15 protein-coding genes are annotated in these 14,474 nt (G+C 62.8%); 5 read left to right on the top strand and 10 right to left on the bottom strand.

Annotated features, from left to right (window positions below; translation table 11 throughout):
• Positions 1 to 7 precede the first annotated feature (7 nt).
• Entirely contained in the window at positions 8 to 316 is a 309-nt protein-coding gene (locus AC1DOX_RS23250; RefSeq protein WP_441620830.1) for a hypothetical protein, read from the bottom strand.
• Between the two features lie 367 nt (positions 317 to 683).
• On the opposite strand from AC1DOX_RS23250, the gene AC1DOX_RS23245 reads away from it, so the two are divergent.
• Entirely contained in the window at positions 684 to 1,118 is a 435-nt protein-coding gene (locus tag AC1DOX_RS23245; protein WP_441620828.1) for a GNAT family N-acetyltransferase, read from the top strand.
• Between the two features lie 41 nt (positions 1,119 to 1,159).
• Here AC1DOX_RS23245 and AC1DOX_RS23240 read toward each other — a convergent pair whose 3' ends face one another.
• Positions 1,160 to 1,651 carry a YkgB family protein gene (locus tag AC1DOX_RS23240; RefSeq protein WP_441620826.1) on the bottom strand — a complete coding sequence of 164 codons (492 nt, stop codon included), beginning with the start codon at positions 1,649 to 1,651 and terminating at the stop codon, positions 1,160 to 1,162.
• Positions 1,652 to 1,896: 245 nt separating this feature from the next.
• Positions 1,897 to 2,202, bottom strand: a complete 306-nt coding sequence (locus AC1DOX_RS23235; RefSeq protein ID WP_441620824.1) for a carboxymuconolactone decarboxylase family protein — start codon at positions 2,200 to 2,202, stop codon at positions 1,897 to 1,899.
• Between the two features lie 117 nt (positions 2,203 to 2,319).
• On the opposite strand from AC1DOX_RS23235, the gene AC1DOX_RS23230 reads away from it, so the two are divergent.
• Together AC1DOX_RS23230 and AC1DOX_RS23225 are read left to right on the top strand one after the other, a co-directional pair.
• Positions 2,320 to 3,252: an AraC family transcriptional regulator gene (locus AC1DOX_RS23230; protein WP_441620822.1), complete on the top strand. Its 933-nt coding sequence runs from the start codon at positions 2,320 to 2,322 to the stop codon at positions 3,250 to 3,252.
• A 210-nt stretch (positions 3,253 to 3,462) separates the two neighbouring features.
• Entirely contained in the window at positions 3,463 to 3,996 is a 534-nt protein-coding gene (locus AC1DOX_RS23225) for a tautomerase family protein (protein ID WP_441620820.1), read from the top strand.
• 252 nt (positions 3,997 to 4,248) lie between these two features.
• Here AC1DOX_RS23225 and AC1DOX_RS23220 read toward each other — a convergent pair whose 3' ends face one another.
• The 3 genes from AC1DOX_RS23220 to AC1DOX_RS23210 all read right to left on the bottom strand — a co-directional run bounded on the left by AC1DOX_RS23220 (position 4,249) and on the right by AC1DOX_RS23210 (position 7,753).
• Entirely contained in the window at positions 4,249 to 4,602 is a 354-nt protein-coding gene (locus tag AC1DOX_RS23220) for a hypothetical protein (RefSeq protein ID WP_441620818.1), read from the bottom strand.
• Positions 4,603 to 5,131: 529 nt separating this feature from the next.
• Positions 5,132 to 6,649, bottom strand: a complete 1,518-nt coding sequence (locus tag AC1DOX_RS23215) for a M81 family metallopeptidase (protein WP_441620816.1) — start codon at positions 6,647 to 6,649, stop codon at positions 5,132 to 5,134.
• A 90-nt stretch (positions 6,650 to 6,739) separates the two neighbouring features.
• Positions 6,740 to 7,753 carry a tripartite tricarboxylate transporter substrate binding protein gene (locus tag AC1DOX_RS23210; protein WP_441620814.1) on the bottom strand — a complete coding sequence of 338 codons (1,014 nt, stop codon included), beginning with the start codon at positions 7,751 to 7,753 and terminating at the stop codon, positions 6,740 to 6,742.
• A 268-nt stretch (positions 7,754 to 8,021) separates the two neighbouring features.
• Here AC1DOX_RS23210 and AC1DOX_RS23205 point away from each other — a divergent pair, with 268 nt between their 5' ends.
• Positions 8,022 to 8,837, top strand: a complete 816-nt coding sequence (locus AC1DOX_RS23205) for an arylamine N-acetyltransferase family protein (RefSeq protein ID WP_441620812.1) — start codon at positions 8,022 to 8,024, stop codon at positions 8,835 to 8,837.
• A 162-nt stretch (positions 8,838 to 8,999) separates the two neighbouring features.
• Here the strand turns inward: AC1DOX_RS23205 and AC1DOX_RS23200 are convergent, their stop codons facing one another.
• The gene (locus AC1DOX_RS23200; protein ID WP_441620810.1) at positions 9,000 to 9,416 is read right to left on the bottom strand and encodes a (R)-mandelonitrile lyase; all 417 of its coding nucleotides are present in this window, start codon (positions 9,414 to 9,416) and stop codon (positions 9,000 to 9,002) included.
• 67 nt (positions 9,417 to 9,483) lie between these two features.
• Positions 9,484 to 10,293, bottom strand: a complete 810-nt coding sequence (locus tag AC1DOX_RS23195; protein WP_441620808.1) for a carboxymuconolactone decarboxylase family protein — start codon at positions 10,291 to 10,293, stop codon at positions 9,484 to 9,486.
• Between the two features lie 261 nt (positions 10,294 to 10,554).
• Here AC1DOX_RS23195 and AC1DOX_RS23190 point away from each other — a divergent pair, with 261 nt between their 5' ends.
• Complete coding sequence (locus tag AC1DOX_RS23190; protein ID WP_441620806.1) at positions 10,555 to 11,463, top strand: LysR family transcriptional regulator; 909 nt, start codon at positions 10,555 to 10,557, stop codon at positions 11,461 to 11,463.
• Here the strand turns inward: AC1DOX_RS23190 and AC1DOX_RS23185 are convergent.
• Both AC1DOX_RS23185 and AC1DOX_RS23180 read right to left on the bottom strand, forming a co-directional pair.
• The gene (locus AC1DOX_RS23185; protein ID WP_441620804.1) at positions 11,460 to 13,766 is read right to left on the bottom strand and encodes a xanthine dehydrogenase family protein molybdopterin-binding subunit; all 2,307 of its coding nucleotides are present in this window, start codon (positions 13,764 to 13,766) and stop codon (positions 11,460 to 11,462) included. The genes AC1DOX_RS23190 and AC1DOX_RS23185 overlap by 4 nt on opposite strands.
• The gene (locus AC1DOX_RS23180; RefSeq protein WP_441620802.1) at positions 13,763 to 14,245 is read right to left on the bottom strand and encodes a (2Fe-2S)-binding protein; all 483 of its coding nucleotides are present in this window, start codon (positions 14,243 to 14,245) and stop codon (positions 13,763 to 13,765) included. The genes AC1DOX_RS23185 and AC1DOX_RS23180 overlap by 4 nt, the downstream gene beginning before the upstream one ends.
• Positions 14,246 to 14,474 lie beyond the last annotated feature (229 nt).

Here is a 14,474-nt window from a genome sequence, read left to right as displayed (position 1 = left end):
GCCAGAGTCAGGATGACGCCGACTGCACGAGATCCTCGACGCCAGGCTGCTCTTTCGTCCGGCTTTGACTCGTCTTGTTAACGTAGCCCTCCGGAGCGCACTCGCTTGGCGTAACGCCCTGGTTGCGAAGATGGGTGGCGACCATCTCGCACCATTCGAGCAACTGGTGCTTGTCAATATCGGCGACCACGTCTTCACCGAAGAGATTCGAAAGCTCGAGCGCAACGCCTGAAAATGCGGCGCCGTCATCCCGAATGGTCAATACCCCGTCGCCATCGTGGTCGCACATCTCAATCCTTGTGGCAGACATATCCATTACCTCCTGAAGCTTCGGAACCGTCACTTGACTCGTAACCGTCATATCAGGCTTCCCTGCCTTGTCGGTCTCTTGGCCAGCGTATCTATGCTAGAAGATCGGTTTGCCTTCCACCAAGGGAAGTAACGGCCCCTGATCCACCGCTCTACGGCGGGATCATTGACTGTCGGCGTGGCGGGGAGCTGCGCTGGTGGACGGCCGGGTCGGCGGATTCTCTGCTGTTCGCTCGGAATTTGGTTGGCGGTTGCCCGTTGCAGATTCAACCGGTCAACGCAACAGCTTGATGAAATCGTTCAGCTGATGTATCGAAGTTTAGCGTCTTGCAGCTTTGCACAATGCAACGTAGCACACCCCTCGGAATGAAGGCATGCTCGCTATAGCTCAGCTAAAAGCCCTCCCTACCCAGCTCGTTGACCTTGAACGTGAGGCTTCGAATCAAGGGTTTAACTTTATGGGGCGTTTGATTGACGAGTGGCACACCGGAAGGAATAGCTTCGACAAGCTGGGAGAGCGCCTGCTAGTGGCTGCCGACAACGGAAGCATCGTGGGTATTGGTGGTTTGAACGTTGACCCATATAAACCAGCCGGCGATACGGCCCGACTGCGTCATCTTTATGTCGCAAATGACTTTCGGCGTCGAGGCGTAGGCGAAGCCCTGGTCTATGCGCTCCTCGAAGGAGCGTCGTTAAGGTTTCGTGCGGTTAGGCTTTCGACGGATACCGAATCAGCCGCTGCCTTCTATTTGCGACTGGGTTTTAGCGCAGTCGACGATGAGACAGCTACCCACGTCAAAATGCTGTGACGTGGGTCCACTTCGAAAGATCCTGAGTGGCAGCACCGAAATCAGGAACGCGCCGCTTGCCAACGCGCCAGCGCCGTGCGTAGCAGAGAAGCGGACGCTGCCAACAGCACGAGATCCTTCAGCAGGAACTGACCGATCGGTGCGGAGATCGCCGGGAACCCACCGGCAGTCGGCTCGGCCACGCCGGGGGTGGTGACAAAGAACGTCAGTGTGATGGCGTACGTCGCACATGACATGGCTGCACCAAGTATCGACACCCCACGATGGAATGCACCGACGGCCAGCGTCACCGCGGTGGACAGTTCCAGCACGCCAATGACGCCGCTGGCTCCACGAACACCGAATGCATCGATGAGCCAACTCATGAAGGGGCTATTTTCAATGAACGGCGCAATGCCCTGCGCTTCGTAGCCGGTGAACTTCATCCCGCCGAACCAGAGGAAGACAATGACCAGGGACCAGCGCAGCAACGCGTCAGGATGGTGGATGGCTTGGTTGGTCCGCGATGTGGTAACGGAGGTGATGGGCAGCATTGTTTACTCCTCAACAGATTTGATGTGGGGTGGAGGAGCACGCCGTGGTGGCGCAGACCTCCTTGCCTGTCATTGCGACGATGCGCACAAGCGCATTCCGCCGCGGCCGGTTCCAGCTCTGCCAGAACCGGCGATTCGGAAGATTCCATCTTCCAGAGACGTATCAGGCGCGTCCCTTCCCGATATGAAGTCGCCCCATGGAAGGCGGGACTATCCCCACGCGGGAAGGTGCGCTTGAGCGGAGTTCAGTCGCGGAACAGGTGCGTGGCATGCGTTACGGCCCCGCCCGCCCGGATTGCCGCCGCCACAAGTGCGGCTTCCGCCAGTTGCTCATTGGTGGCGCCGGCATCGCGGGCCGCCTTGGTATGCAAGGCGATGCAGTATGGGCACTGCGTGGTCAGCGCCACTGCGACCGCAATAATTTGCTTCTGCTGTACCGAAAGCGCGCCGTCAGCGAAGACTGCATAGTCAAATGCAAGGAAGCTTTTCATCGCTTCAGGAGCGTTTTCGTCCAGCTTCTTCAGACGGGCAAGATCTTTCATATCAAACATGGGAACCTCTATCAGGATTGGGATTGGAGTAGGTATGATAGGAATGGCAAGGTTCCAGGTGGTCTTAGTTTGGTTTCAATTCGTCCAATGATGGCATCCGCCCCTTCTGCACATCGTGTGCTCGAACATTTCCTTGCCACACTCGACATTGGTGTCACGCACATCACACGGTGCGACATTCGCGATGGCTGGAGCGTGCGGTTCGAAGCGTGTGAGACGGCCAGCCTCCACTACTGCCTAGACGGTCGCGGGACACTCGACGCAGGCAACGGCCACCGCATCGCACTACAGCCGCACAGCTTCGTCCTGATGCCGCCGGGCGTTTCCTATCGACTGGAGTGCGCGCTCGAGTTGCCGACCGTTTCGGTGGATCGGGCAAGGCTTGGCTCGTGGTCCGCGCGTGAAACGGCGCCGACAGTGAAGGTGGGCGAGGCAGCAGTGGGCGTCGAGATGGCGTGTGGCGAGCTGCGCTTCGCGACAAGTACCGCCGACCCCTTCAGGATGCTGCGGCGCCCCATCGTGACGCGATTCGACGGGCCCGCAGGGTTGAAAGACCAGTTCGTCATGCTGTTGGCGGAATCCGCGCAGCCCGGATTGGGCTCGAGGGTTTTGATCGAGGCATTGCTCAAGCAATGCCTGGTCATGCTGCTGCGGCGCCAGGTGGAGGGCAATGACGCGGAACTGTCGTGGACGGCGGCCGTTGCAGATCCCCGCCTGCTTCTTGCATTGGAGAAGCTCTTTGAACATCCCGATGCGCCACTGTCAGTGCAACGATTGGCCGACCTGGCCGGCATGAGCCGTTCAGCGTTCGCTTCGCACTTCGAACGAGCGTTCGGCCAGACGCCTATGGCCATGTTGCGAGCGGTTCGGCTGCACAAGGCCGCAGAGCTGCTGGCGACCACAACCTTGCAAATTTCCCAGGTGGCGCGCGCCGTTGGCTTCTCCAGCCGCAGCAATTTCTCACAGGCGTTCCACAAACAGCATGGTGTGGACCCAAGCGGATTCAGGCAGCGGATGACATCTCGTCAGCGCGTGGGTGGCGACAACTGAACTTCGGTCAAAGACCATCTGGACACATCGACCCGCAATCGGACACGCTTGAGGTGCACAGACGCACCAGCCGAATTTGTTCCTGGCGATCAAAACTGTTTGTCCATTCCGGGTGTACGCAAGCGGGTCGGGGAAGCCTAGATTGACGATCCAACGGCGCTGTGGACCCTCGACAGCAAATGCCGACACCCTTAGAAATGGAGCAGCACCATGCCAATGATCGACGCACTCTGGCCGGAAGATGCCTTGACCCCTGAGGCGGAAGCCCATCTGGTCAAAGAATTGACTGACATTCTGATCAAAGCGGAGGGGTACGATCCGGCCAATCCGATTGCACAGGGCGTATCTGTTCTCAATCTCCATCGACCTGCTGCGGTATTCGTCGGTGGGGAACGCTCGAAAGCAGCGCGCTACCGGATCATTCCGTCGGCGCCCGAAGGGCAGTACACCGACGAGTCGCGTAGAGCGCTGGTCAAGGCAATCACGGAAGCGGTGGCCCGCGCCGAGAACCGACCGTTCGACGAGGTCGTATCGCGCGTCTGGGTCTTCCCGACGGAGATTCCCGACGGTACCTGGGGCAGTCGTGCCACCATCTACACGCTCCCCGACATTCACGCCTTGCTTGCCGGTGAGGCCGAACGGAGCGCCGGCGCGGAGCGACTCGCGCGCCGACGGCGCGAGAAGGCACGAATGACGTTCGAGGCCACGGTCGATGTACTCCAACGGGCGAGCGACAACGCCTAGTGCGATCTCGCAGGTCGACGGGCCCACTGATCCGGCTGGAGGATGACCGCCAGATAGACGGAGCCTGTCACCACCCGTATGAACTTGATCGAAAGCGGCTCGGTGGCGTTCGAGCGCCGGTTGGGTACTCCAAAGCGGCCTTTGAGCCGCGGGGGCCAACTGGCTGACCTGCCACGAGCCGAAGGCAGGCGCATGTTCCCGCGCCTGGACCACGAAGCGGCCCGGACAAATCATGCCGTTGCCGTGCCCTGCTCAGGACAGGCATTCCCCGCTGCCGCGCGCATCGTTGTGCGCGCCGTCGGTGAAGCCATCGCGCGAGCTGATGCGGGCGCCATCGGTGTAAGGATCAGGCTTGCGCATGCCGTCCTGGTACGGATCAAAGCCACGGACCGCGCACACGGACCGGCCCGGATGCGCGACCACGGGCAACATGGTGGCCTCGGTGGCCGGGCGGTGCGCGCCATCGGTAAAGGCGTCGCGCTGGCCGTTGTGTCCCGGCGCGGCAACGATCAGTGCATCAGCATATGCACCGGCGTGGGCGGTCTGGCTGAGTCCGGCGGCAAGTGCGGCAGCGGCAAGCAGGGTCTTGGCAAGAGTCTTATGCATTGCTATCTCCAACAGGGGGTCGGCGGCATAGCCGCGACGGCCCTCCTCGTGCAGGCGATCCGCTACGGAACAGCACGGCCCGCACGGGATCGCCTCTGCCGTGCAAACCATTGCCAGGCGCGGGTGGGCTGTCAACCCATCGAGGCTGGTATGCAGGAGTTTTAGCAATCTCGGCGTTTCGAAAGCGTTAGGCGAGCCGTTACATGGGGAATCCCGCCTTCCAACCGCGCGCGGCGGTCGAGCAGAAACTAACGCGCGAGTAACGCTCGCGCCTTGACGATGTCGGGCTGATCGAAGCCCTCAATGAATCGCGCAAGCGACGCCTCGACCGCCTTATGAGGATTTGTGCGCCCCTGCGAAGTTCGCAGCGTTGCCCATGACAGGGTGGTACGCAGTTCAAGCGGGAGTGCGTGTTGCGCTGTGGAGATTTCGATACATCGTACCCGTGCGTCTGGATCAGCTTGCCGGACCGCATGCTCGACACATAGGCCGCCGCCGGGCCTTAGGCCTTGGGCAGTTCGATTCCGAGCTACGTAAGTTTGTCGTAGATTCGCGGCGCCGGCGCGAACGCCGGACCGTTCGGTTTCAGGCGCATGCCGGGCTTGAGATGCTGCCATGGCAGGTCCGCCGGATCGGCGATGAACGGACCGGGCGCACGCACCACGAAAATGTCCTCCGCGATCGCGGCGAAGTCGGCGCGGAAATGCACCGAGCTCTTGTTCACGAGAATCTTCATCTCCGCCGGTTCGATGCCGACCGCGCGGTACATGTTGCGATCGAGCAGTTGTGCCTTGGTCGAGCTAACGGCAACGAGCACGCCGTCGAGCCGCAGTCGCGCCATGGGTCCCATGTTGGCAGCCTTGCCGTGCATCATCGGTCCGCCGTAGACGAACTTGCCTTCGGACAACGCCTCCACCTCGAAGGTCGCCCGCAGCGGAGCGTCCTCGCTCACCTGAGGGCAGCCGCCAAGCGCAATATCGATCCTCGCGCCAACTCCAGCCTGGTGCGCAGCCGCGGCCGCGGCGGGATCGCAGATGATCCCGATCGCGGCGTCCTGCGCGCCAGCCTTGAGAAGCGCACGCAGCATGCCCATGGTGTTGCCATCGCCACCGACGCCCGGGTTGTCCTGCGTGTCCGCGAGGATCACTGGCCGCGTGGCCTCTTGCGCGATCCGCATCGCACGCTGCACCGCTGCATCCGGCTCCTCGAACTGCACGGCCCACTGGCTCTCGGGTTCGCAGATGCGCGCGAACAGTGCGTCGACGGCCCGCTCGACGCGGGCTTTGTCGAAGCCGTAGCCCCAAATGACAGGACCGCACTCGGCGAAGTCGGCCGCGGGAAAGCCCGGTGTGAACGACAGCGACAGCACGCCTTGTGACTCCAGCTCTTCGAGCAGCCCGTAGATGCCTTGAGCCGGCTGCATCATCGTGGACATGCTGTTGACCGGTATCAGGAACGGCACGCGTCGTGCCACCAGGTGCGCGCGCGCCTCCCGCCTGCTCAACTCCAGCAGCATCCCGGCTGCCCGTTTGCCGGTGGCGGCCATGTCCACATGCGGATAGGTGCGATACGCCACCACCCCATCCGCTAGCGCGAGCATCCGTTCGGTGACGTTGGCATGCAGATCCAGCGAGACCACGATCTTCATGTCCGGACCGACCGCGGCACGGATGCGCGCCAGCAACTCGCCCTCGCCGTCGTCGAGGTGCTGGGCCACCATGGCGCCATGCAGGTCGAGATAGATCGCGTCGTACGACGCCGTCGTCACCGCCTCCACGATCTCGCCGGCGATGCGCTCGTAGGCATCTGTCGTGACATGGGCTGAAGCACCGGCAGCCGCCCAGATCACCGGCGTGACGGTGTGACCGTGCTCGCGAACGTGCTGGATGAAGCCGCTGATCGGCACGTTCACTTCCAGCAGGTCGTAGATCGCCTCGCCGCGCGCCATGGCGGGAAAATCCTCGCCACGGACGAAGCTCTCGTAGGTGGCCATGGTCGGGGCGAACGTATTGGTTTCGTGCTGGAAACCGGCAACTAGGATATTCAAGGAGAACCTTCCTGGAACGGGATGCTGGAACAAGGCGGGGCAGCGACGCGAGCGCCGGCGCCGCCATGGGAACGGCCGTGAGCGGTGGAACTACTGCGCCGTCAGCTTGATCGAGGCGGCCATCTTCCTGAGCCTCTCGGTCTCGTCGACATAGAACTTCGCGGAGGCCTCAAGCGTCTGTGGCTTCATCGGCTGCACGCCCGAGAGCTCAAGCGCCTTGATCAGTTCGGGCGACCGCAGCGCTTGCTGCGAGGCGTCCATCAATACGCGGGCACGCTCCGCGGGGATGCCGGCCCTGCTCATGACGCCCAGCCAGATCGAATAAACGAACTCGGACTTGCGCGCGACGCTGGTTTCGGAGATGGCAGGCACATCGGGCAGGGTTCGCATGCGCTGCGTGTCCAGCACTGCAACCGCCTTGATCTTGTGCGTTTCGAGCAGCTGCGTGGAGGCACCGAGGTTTGGCAGAATCGTCATGTCGATCTGATGGCCGGTCAGGTCTGCCAGCATCGGCGTGGCGCCCTTGTACGGCACCTGCAGCAACTTGGCGCCGGTCAGTTGAGCCATGTATTCGGCGACGATGTGGTACATGGTCCCGTAGCCCGGATTGCCGAAGGTCAGGCTCTTGCTACCTGCCGACTTGCCGGCCGCGATGATTTGCTCAAGCGAGTTGTACGGCAGGTCGCTGCGCGTCATCACGACGAGCGGGTGGTTCGAGACTGGCGCCAGCAGGGCCAGCTCCTCCGACTTGTACTTGGCGCTGGCGAGCGCCAGCGGCGTCAGGATGGCCTCGTTCGGCGAGCCCATGATCAGCGTGTAGCCATCGGCCGGACGGCTTAGCATCCGCTGCACTGCCAGCGCGCCGCCGGCGCCGGGCAGATTCTCGATGACCACGGGCTGGCCGAGCGCCTTGGCCATCGCCGGCTGCATGGCCCGCGCCAGAACATCAGCGGGCCCGCCCGGAGGGAATGCGACCAGCATCGATATCGGCTTGGTGGGAAACGCGTCGGCAGCGACTGCCGGTGCGCTGGTCAGCGTCATCCCCAGGATGGCGGCACCAAATGCCATCCAGCGTTTGGCGGGGGGTAGTCCTCGGTCCTGCATGTCGTCCTCCACTTTTTCTTGACCTTCTCGCATAGATACGAGAACCGGTTGTGAGGGGGATTGTTGGCTGGAAAGCTCGTTCGAGGAACAGCAATCCTTACACGAAATCGTTGCCCTACAGGCAACGCAGCACGGGAGGGACTGGCTCTATTGGAAAGGTCCCATTGACGAAGTGTCTGGTTCCGCACTGACGCGCCCGGATCTTCGGCAAGAATTGCCATCGAAAGGAGACCGAACGATGACACACGTGCGTTCAAACGAAAACGGAATGACCTTGACAGCCAGCCAGCTGGACGCCTATCTCGCAAGGATCAAGATCGACCGGCCGGTCTCTCTCGATCTTCACGGCCTGTCGAGACTTCATCGTGCTCACCTCATGACATTCACCTTCGAGGCGCTGGATGCCTTCATGGGATGGCCGTCCTCGATCACCCCGGCGTCTGCCTTCGCCAAGATGGTGGAGGGCAGGCGTGGCGGCTGGTGCTACGAGATGAACGGTCTCTTCGGCGCAGCGCTCGATGCGCTCGGCTTCCAGATAACCCGTCTGTGCGGCGGCGTCAATCGTGAAATACTGGGCGACATTGCCATCGGCAATCATCTGACCCTGCGTGTCGATCTCGACGGCCCCTATCTCGCCGAGGTCGGCGTGGCCGACGCCATCGTCGAACCGGTGCCGCTGGGTATCGGACCAATCAGCCAGCGCGGCTTCGATTTTTCGATCATGTCGACGGAGGACGGCTGGCTGCGCTTCAACAATCATGTGCATGGCATCGCGCACAGCTTCGACTTCCGGGTCGACTACAGCGACGAGGCCGCCATGGCCGCCATGCATGCCTGGTTGATGCGCGATCCCGGGTCGCCGTTCACAAACGCGCTGGCAGTCCTGCGTCATACCGCGGACGGCTATGTCGCCCTGCAGAACGATCGCTTGCGCAACGTGATGCCCAACAGCGTTAGCGAACACCGCATCACCAGTGCCGACCATCTCGCGGACACGCTTGAAACTGTTTTCGACCTCGACATTCCCCAGCCCGAGCACGTCTGGGACAAGATCCGGGCGATTAGCCGCGATCAGGCTGCCTGAACAGGCGACACTCGCCCACCACTGGGTATCTCAATTGAACGGGCGGAGGCGTGTTACTCAGCACCAGGATTTCCAATCTCTTGCCGCTGTTGAGGCAGGCAACTTCGAACACGGCATTGGGGTCGGCTACGGCCATAGCCGTTGCGCCAACGCCGAAACAGATCACGCAGGGCGCCGTAGTGCATGGGCATATTGTTCGAAGCTCACCTGCTCCATCCATTCCACCGCCATCCCATCGATCGCCTCTGCAATGGCGATATGTATCATGCTGGCCGAGCTTGTGGCACCGTGCCAGTGCTTGGTGTTCGGTGGAATCCATACAAGGTCACCAGGGCGGATAGTTTGGGCCGGCTCCCCCCATTGCTGGACAACACCGACACCAGCCACGACCAGGAGCGTCTGACCCAACGGGTGGCTATGCCAGCCCGTCCTTGCTCCCGGAGCGAACGTGACCGTGGCTCCCCCCACGCGTGCCGGGGCTTCAGCCTGGAAGTGCGAATCGATACGAACGCTACCCGTGAAACAGGCTGCCGGTCCCTCGCTGGACGATTGCTGACATGGCGGTATCACTGTAATCATGCCGGATGGATTCGGTTCGTTAAAACGGTGGTGATGGCTGAGGTCATACTTGATTCTGGATCCCCGCTCATCCAGGACGCTTTGCGAAGACGTCCTTGAATACCGGCATGGCAGAGAAAACGCTCGGCCATCCTGTATAGAACGCCAGATGCGTCAGCAACTCTGAAGCCTCACTCTGGGTCAAGCCGTTGTCCATCGCACGGTTCAAGTGATAGGGAACCTGCGCCACCTGCCCCGTCGCGACGAGCGCAGCAACCGTGACCAGACTGCGGTCGCGCGGCACCAGCGCGGGACGCAGCCACAGGTCGCGAAACAGCACGTCTGTCGTGTACTGCACGACGCCCGGTGCCACGGCACCGAAGTTCTGTAGAACGCCGGCGGCCCGGGCGGCTTCTGCAGCTTCGTTGAGCTGCAAGCGCGCGCCGGCTGCGGGGGGCAGCGCGTCGACGCCAACGCCGCGAGCGACGAAGATCTGCTTTGCCGCGGGGATCGCCGCCAGCGCATTACCCAAGCCCGTATAGAACGAAAGGTGCAGAATGATCTCCGACAGTTCGGCTGGCTTGACGCCATGATCCAGCGCCGTGGCAAATTGCGTTGGCATATCCACTGTCTGGCTGCGGGCGATCAGTGCGGCTACCGTCGCGATACTGCGGTCGCGCGCGCTCATCAGCGGGCGCTGCCACACCTCGCCCTGGATCCTTTCATGGACGAACGCCGCCAACGCCGGTGACACCGAGGCGATGTCGGCTGCCGAAACAGGTGCTGCGACCGCGTTCGTCCGCAAACCGCCACTTCCCAGGCCTTCGAATTGCTGTGCCATGGCGGCACTCCCCGACGCAGCCAACGATGCAGCCGCCACGGCCAGAACGTGTTTCATTGTCTTGCTCCCTTGACGTCCCTCACTTGCGATACGGGTCATCGCTGACAGGCTCGAGCCAGTTGACGCAGGCTGCCGGCGACTCGGCTCGAATGATGCTGGACGTGCAGACGCCGCATTCGGATCTCCTCATGAAAATGCTTGCGCATGGCGCGCTTCGGGCTGAACAATAGCGGAGGCATTCATGAAATGCCCTCATAGCTCCATATATGCACGCGGCTGCCCGCCTGGCTGGCCCGAGTCGCAAAAGAAAGCCCGCCCATGCCCCGCCATAACCTGAACGACCTGCTTGCCTTGATCACCGTCGCCAAGGAACGCAGTTTCACGCGCGCGGCCGCCCGGCTCGGCGTCACCCAATCGGCGCTGAGCCACACTATTCGCAGCCTGGAAACCAAGTTGGGCGTGCGGCTGCTGACCCGGACCACGCGCAGCGTGTCTACGACCGACGCCGGCGAATGGCTGATCCAGTCGCTGGGCCCAAAGTTCGAGGAAATCGAAGCCGACCTTTCCGCAGTGGCCGAGCTCGGTGACCGGCCCGCCGGCACGATCCGTATTACGGCCGTCGACCATCCGATCGATGCCATCATCTGGCCGCGCCTGGCCAAGGTGCTTCCGCAGTACCCCGACTTGAACGTCGAGCTGACCGTCGACTATGGACTCACCAATATCGTCGGAGAGCGGTACGACATCGGGGTGCGCTTTGGTGACCAGATCGAGAAGGACATGATTGCGGTCCGCATCAGCCCCGACGTGAAGATGGCCATCGTTGGCGCCCCTGCGTACTTTAGGGGCCGCGACAAGCCCACCACGCCGCGTGACCTGCTGGCCCACCGATGCATCAACCTGCGGCTTTCAACGAGCGGCGGCCTTTATGCGTGGGAACTGGCCAAGGGCGCCAGGAAGCTGCAGGCGCGCGTGGAGGGCCAGGTCATCTGCAATAGCGTCAACCAGATGTTGAATGCCGCCCTGGACGGCTTCGGACTGACGTTCCTGCCCTGGCCCATGATTCAGCCCTACGTCGAGGCGGGACGCCTGGTCCGGGTGATGGACGACTGGTGCCCGACCTTCCCCGGCTATCACGCGTTCTATCCAAGCCGCCGCCAGTCTTCGCGCGCCCTCAAAATCGTCATCGACGCCATCCGCTACCGGGCGGATGGCGCACGCGGCTAGGCCTGCAAGAGCTGGTTGCGGATCGGCAGCGAGCGGATCCGCTGGCCGGTGGCCGCAAAGATTGCGTTGCACAGCGCCGGCGCTACCGGAGGCACGGGTGGCTCGCCCACGCCGCCGGGCGGCACATCGAAGTCACCGCCGACCAGCCACGTGTGGATGGCGCGAGGTGCCATCTGCGAACGCAGGATTTCAAAGTCGTGGAAGTTGCTTTGCTGCACGCGACCTCCCTGGAACGAAATCTCGCCCAGCATCGCCAGACCAATCCCCATCACACACCCGCCCTCAACCTGGGAGCGGATACGTTCCGGGTTGACCTGCGGGCCGCAATCGACCGCCATGTCCACGCGCGGGATCGTGATCTGGCCCTTGGCGTCGACCGCCACTTCCACGACCGTCGCCACATAGGTCACGAAGCTGTAGGCCATGGCGATACCCAGACCATGGCCCTTCGGCAGCTTGCGGCCCCAGCCAGCCCGGCGCGCAGCTTCCTCGATCACGCGACGCATGCGGCCCGTATCGAGCGGATACAGGTCGGGCGACTCGCTGTAGTTCCATTTGTCGGATAGCGTCGCGGGATCGATCTTGCGCGGCGGCCCGATCAATTCCAGCAGGTAATCCTTCGGGTCGCGGCCCGCCTGATGCGCCAGTTCGGCGACAAAGCTCTGCACCGCGAACGCATGCGGAATGTTGGACACCGAGCGGAACCAGCCGATGCGGGTGTGCGCCGGCACGTCGGCCGACTCCAGCCGGATCGATGGAATCTGGTACGGAATGTTGATGGCCGTCATCGCGGCCTCGAAGTCTGCCTTGCCTTGCGCGCCGACCTTGAACGTGGAGCCGATGGTAGGCGCGGCGGACCGATGCAGCCAGGCCGACGGCTTGCCGCTGGCATCGAGCACCGACTCCATATGCTCGACCGATACCGTGTGGTAATAGTCGTGACGGATGTCGTCGTCGCGCGTCCATTGCAGCTTGACCGGTGTGCCACCCATCGCCTTGGATACGAGCGCCGCCTCGGAGATGAAGTCCGCCATCGACTTGCGGCCGAACCCGCCGCCCAGCAGCGTCAGGTGCACCGTCACGTCCTTGGGATCAAGCCCGACATGCTTCGCCACGCTCTCCAGTGCTCCCTGCGGTGCCTGCGACGGGGCCCAGATCTCGCACTTGCCATCAACAAAGCGCGCAGTTGCCACCGGTGTTTCCATCGACGCGTGTGCAAGATGCGGGATGTAGTACTCCGCCGAAACCTTGCGTTGACCGTTGCCGGCCGACAGCGCCGCAACGGCATCGCCGTCGTTGCGCAGCGCCTTGCCCGGCTGACGCGCCGCAACTTCAAGCGCGCGACGGAACGCGGCCGATTCGTAGCTCGCGTTCGCCCCGTCGTCCCACTCAAGCTTGAGCGCGGCACGACCCTGCATTGCCGCCCAGGTATTCTTGGCGACCACCGCCACACCGCCGACGGGGTTGAACAGCGGCGGGCCGTCATAGCCCTTCAGTTCCACAACGCGCAGTACGCCCGGCACCTTCAGGGTGTCGGTGCTATCGACCTTGCGCAGCTTGCCGCCATAAACCGGCGGGCGAGCGATGACCGCGTAGACCATGCCGGGCAGACGCACGTCGATACCGTACGTGGCCTTGCCCTGTGCAATATCACGGCTATCCGCCGGCATGATCCTGCCTTTGCCGATATAGCGGAACGCTTGGGGTTGCTTGAGCCGGAGCTGATTGTGCGCTGGCACCGGCTGCCGCATGGCGGCTTCGGCCAGTTCGCCATAGCCAAGCCGGCGGCCCGTTGCCACATGAATGACTTCGTGATTGCGCGCCTGCACTTCGGCCGCTGGCACGTTCCAACGCGCGGCTGCGGCGGCTTCGAGCATCTGGCGGGCCGATGCGCCCACGCGGCGCATCGGCCCCAGGAAATGCCGCATGCTGCGCGAGCCGTCCACGTTCTGGCTGCCATAGCGAGCCTCGTTGGCGTCAGCCTGCACGATCTTCACGCGGCTCCAGTCGGCTTCCATCTCGTCGGCGACTACCATCGGCAAGCTGGTCCGCACGCCGGTGCCCATCTCGGCGCGGTGCGCGACGATGGTCACGGTGCCATCACGGGCGAGCGATACGAAGACCAGCGGATTGTCCACGACGCCGCCCGGCATCGACGCGGCGCCGTACTTCTTTGCCGCTTCGGCGGCATCGGCCTTCGCGATCAGGCCGCCGAACTGCACGGACAGCGCAAAAGCCGCTCCCGCCTGCAAGAGACGGCGGCGCGCCGGTTGCTCCAATGGCTGAATATCGGTGCGCGTCATGCCTTCGCTCCCGTCTTGTTGCCGGCGAGCCGTGACGACGCCAGCCGCACCGCGGCGTTGATCCGCGTGTAGGTGCCGCATCGACAAAGGTTGCCGCTCATCGCGGCCACGATTTGTGCGTCGGTGGGCTTCGGATTGTCTTTGAGCAGCGCCGTGGCGGTCATGATCTGGCCCGCCTGGCAATAGCCGCACTGCGCCACGCCCAGTTCTACCCATGCGTCCTGCACGGCCTTGCCGACATGATCCGAATCCATCGATTCGATTGTCCGCACAGGCTTACCGCCCAATGCGGATATCGGCGTCACGCAGGAGCGCACCGCCTGTCCGTCGACATGGACCGTGCAGGCGCCGCACAGCGCCATGCCGCATCCGAATTTCGTACCGGTAAAGCCCAACGCGTCGCGGAGGGTCCAGAGCAATGGGGTGTCGGGGTTCAGGTCGACTTCATGGACCTGGCCGTTGATCTTGAGCGATGTCATGGGCAGAAAACGTGGCAGGAGTTCGCGGGATGGTAGCGGAAAAACGCGGCCCGATTACGCGGCATTGATACATACGGTCATGAATGGGCCTCATGAATCTGTGGTCGCCGGCAAAGCCGTCGGAGCCCGAGTCTGCCATGTACGGCTCATGAGCGCAGTTCATAAAGGCATCCGGCATGGATGAGCTAGTCGCGCAGGCCGTTCCCCACGAAGATATCGGCGATGGAAA

It is taken from the genome of Cupriavidus sp. 01L415, from assembly GCF_056400065.1.
The sequence above is the reverse complement of the archived record's forward strand: the minus strand, read 5'-3'. Positions and strand labels throughout refer to the sequence as shown.

Coding starts and splice junctions, on each gene's coding strand:
- AC1DOX_RS23220 (WP_441620818.1), bottom strand. CDS start 4,602: ATGCATAAGACTCTTGCCAAGACCCTGCTTGCCGCTGCCGCACTTGCC.
- AC1DOX_RS23195 (WP_441620808.1), bottom strand. CDS start 10,293: ATGAAACACGTTCTGGCCGTGGCGGCTGCATCGTTGGCTGCGTCGGGG.
- AC1DOX_RS23235 (WP_441620824.1), bottom strand. CDS start 2,202: ATGTTTGATATGAAAGATCTTGCCCGTCTGAAGAAGCTGGACGAAAAC.
- AC1DOX_RS23190 (WP_441620806.1), top strand. CDS start 10,555: ATGCCCCGCCATAACCTGAACGACCTGCTTGCCTTGATCACCGTCGCC.
- AC1DOX_RS23180 (WP_441620802.1), bottom strand. CDS start 14,245: ATGACATCGCTCAAGATCAACGGCCAGGTCCATGAAGTCGACCTGAAC.
- AC1DOX_RS23200 (WP_441620810.1), bottom strand. CDS start 9,416: ATGATTACAGTGATACCGCCATGTCAGCAATCGTCCAGCGAGGGACCG.
- AC1DOX_RS23210 (WP_441620814.1), bottom strand. CDS start 7,753: ATGCAGGACCGAGGACTACCCCCCGCCAAACGCTGGATGGCATTTGGT.
- AC1DOX_RS23185 (WP_441620804.1), bottom strand. CDS start 13,766: ATGACGCGCACCGATATTCAGCCATTGGAGCAACCGGCGCGCCGCCGT.
- AC1DOX_RS23250 (WP_441620830.1), bottom strand. CDS start 316: ATGGATATGTCTGCCACAAGGATTGAGATGTGCGACCACGATGGCGAC.
- AC1DOX_RS23245 (WP_441620828.1), top strand. CDS start 684: ATGCTCGCTATAGCTCAGCTAAAAGCCCTCCCTACCCAGCTCGTTGAC.
- AC1DOX_RS23240 (WP_441620826.1), bottom strand. CDS start 1,651: ATGCTGCCCATCACCTCCGTTACCACATCGCGGACCAACCAAGCCATC.
- AC1DOX_RS23225 (WP_441620820.1), top strand. CDS start 3,463: ATGCCAATGATCGACGCACTCTGGCCGGAAGATGCCTTGACCCCTGAG.
- AC1DOX_RS23205 (WP_441620812.1), top strand. CDS start 8,022: ATGACCTTGACAGCCAGCCAGCTGGACGCCTATCTCGCAAGGATCAAG.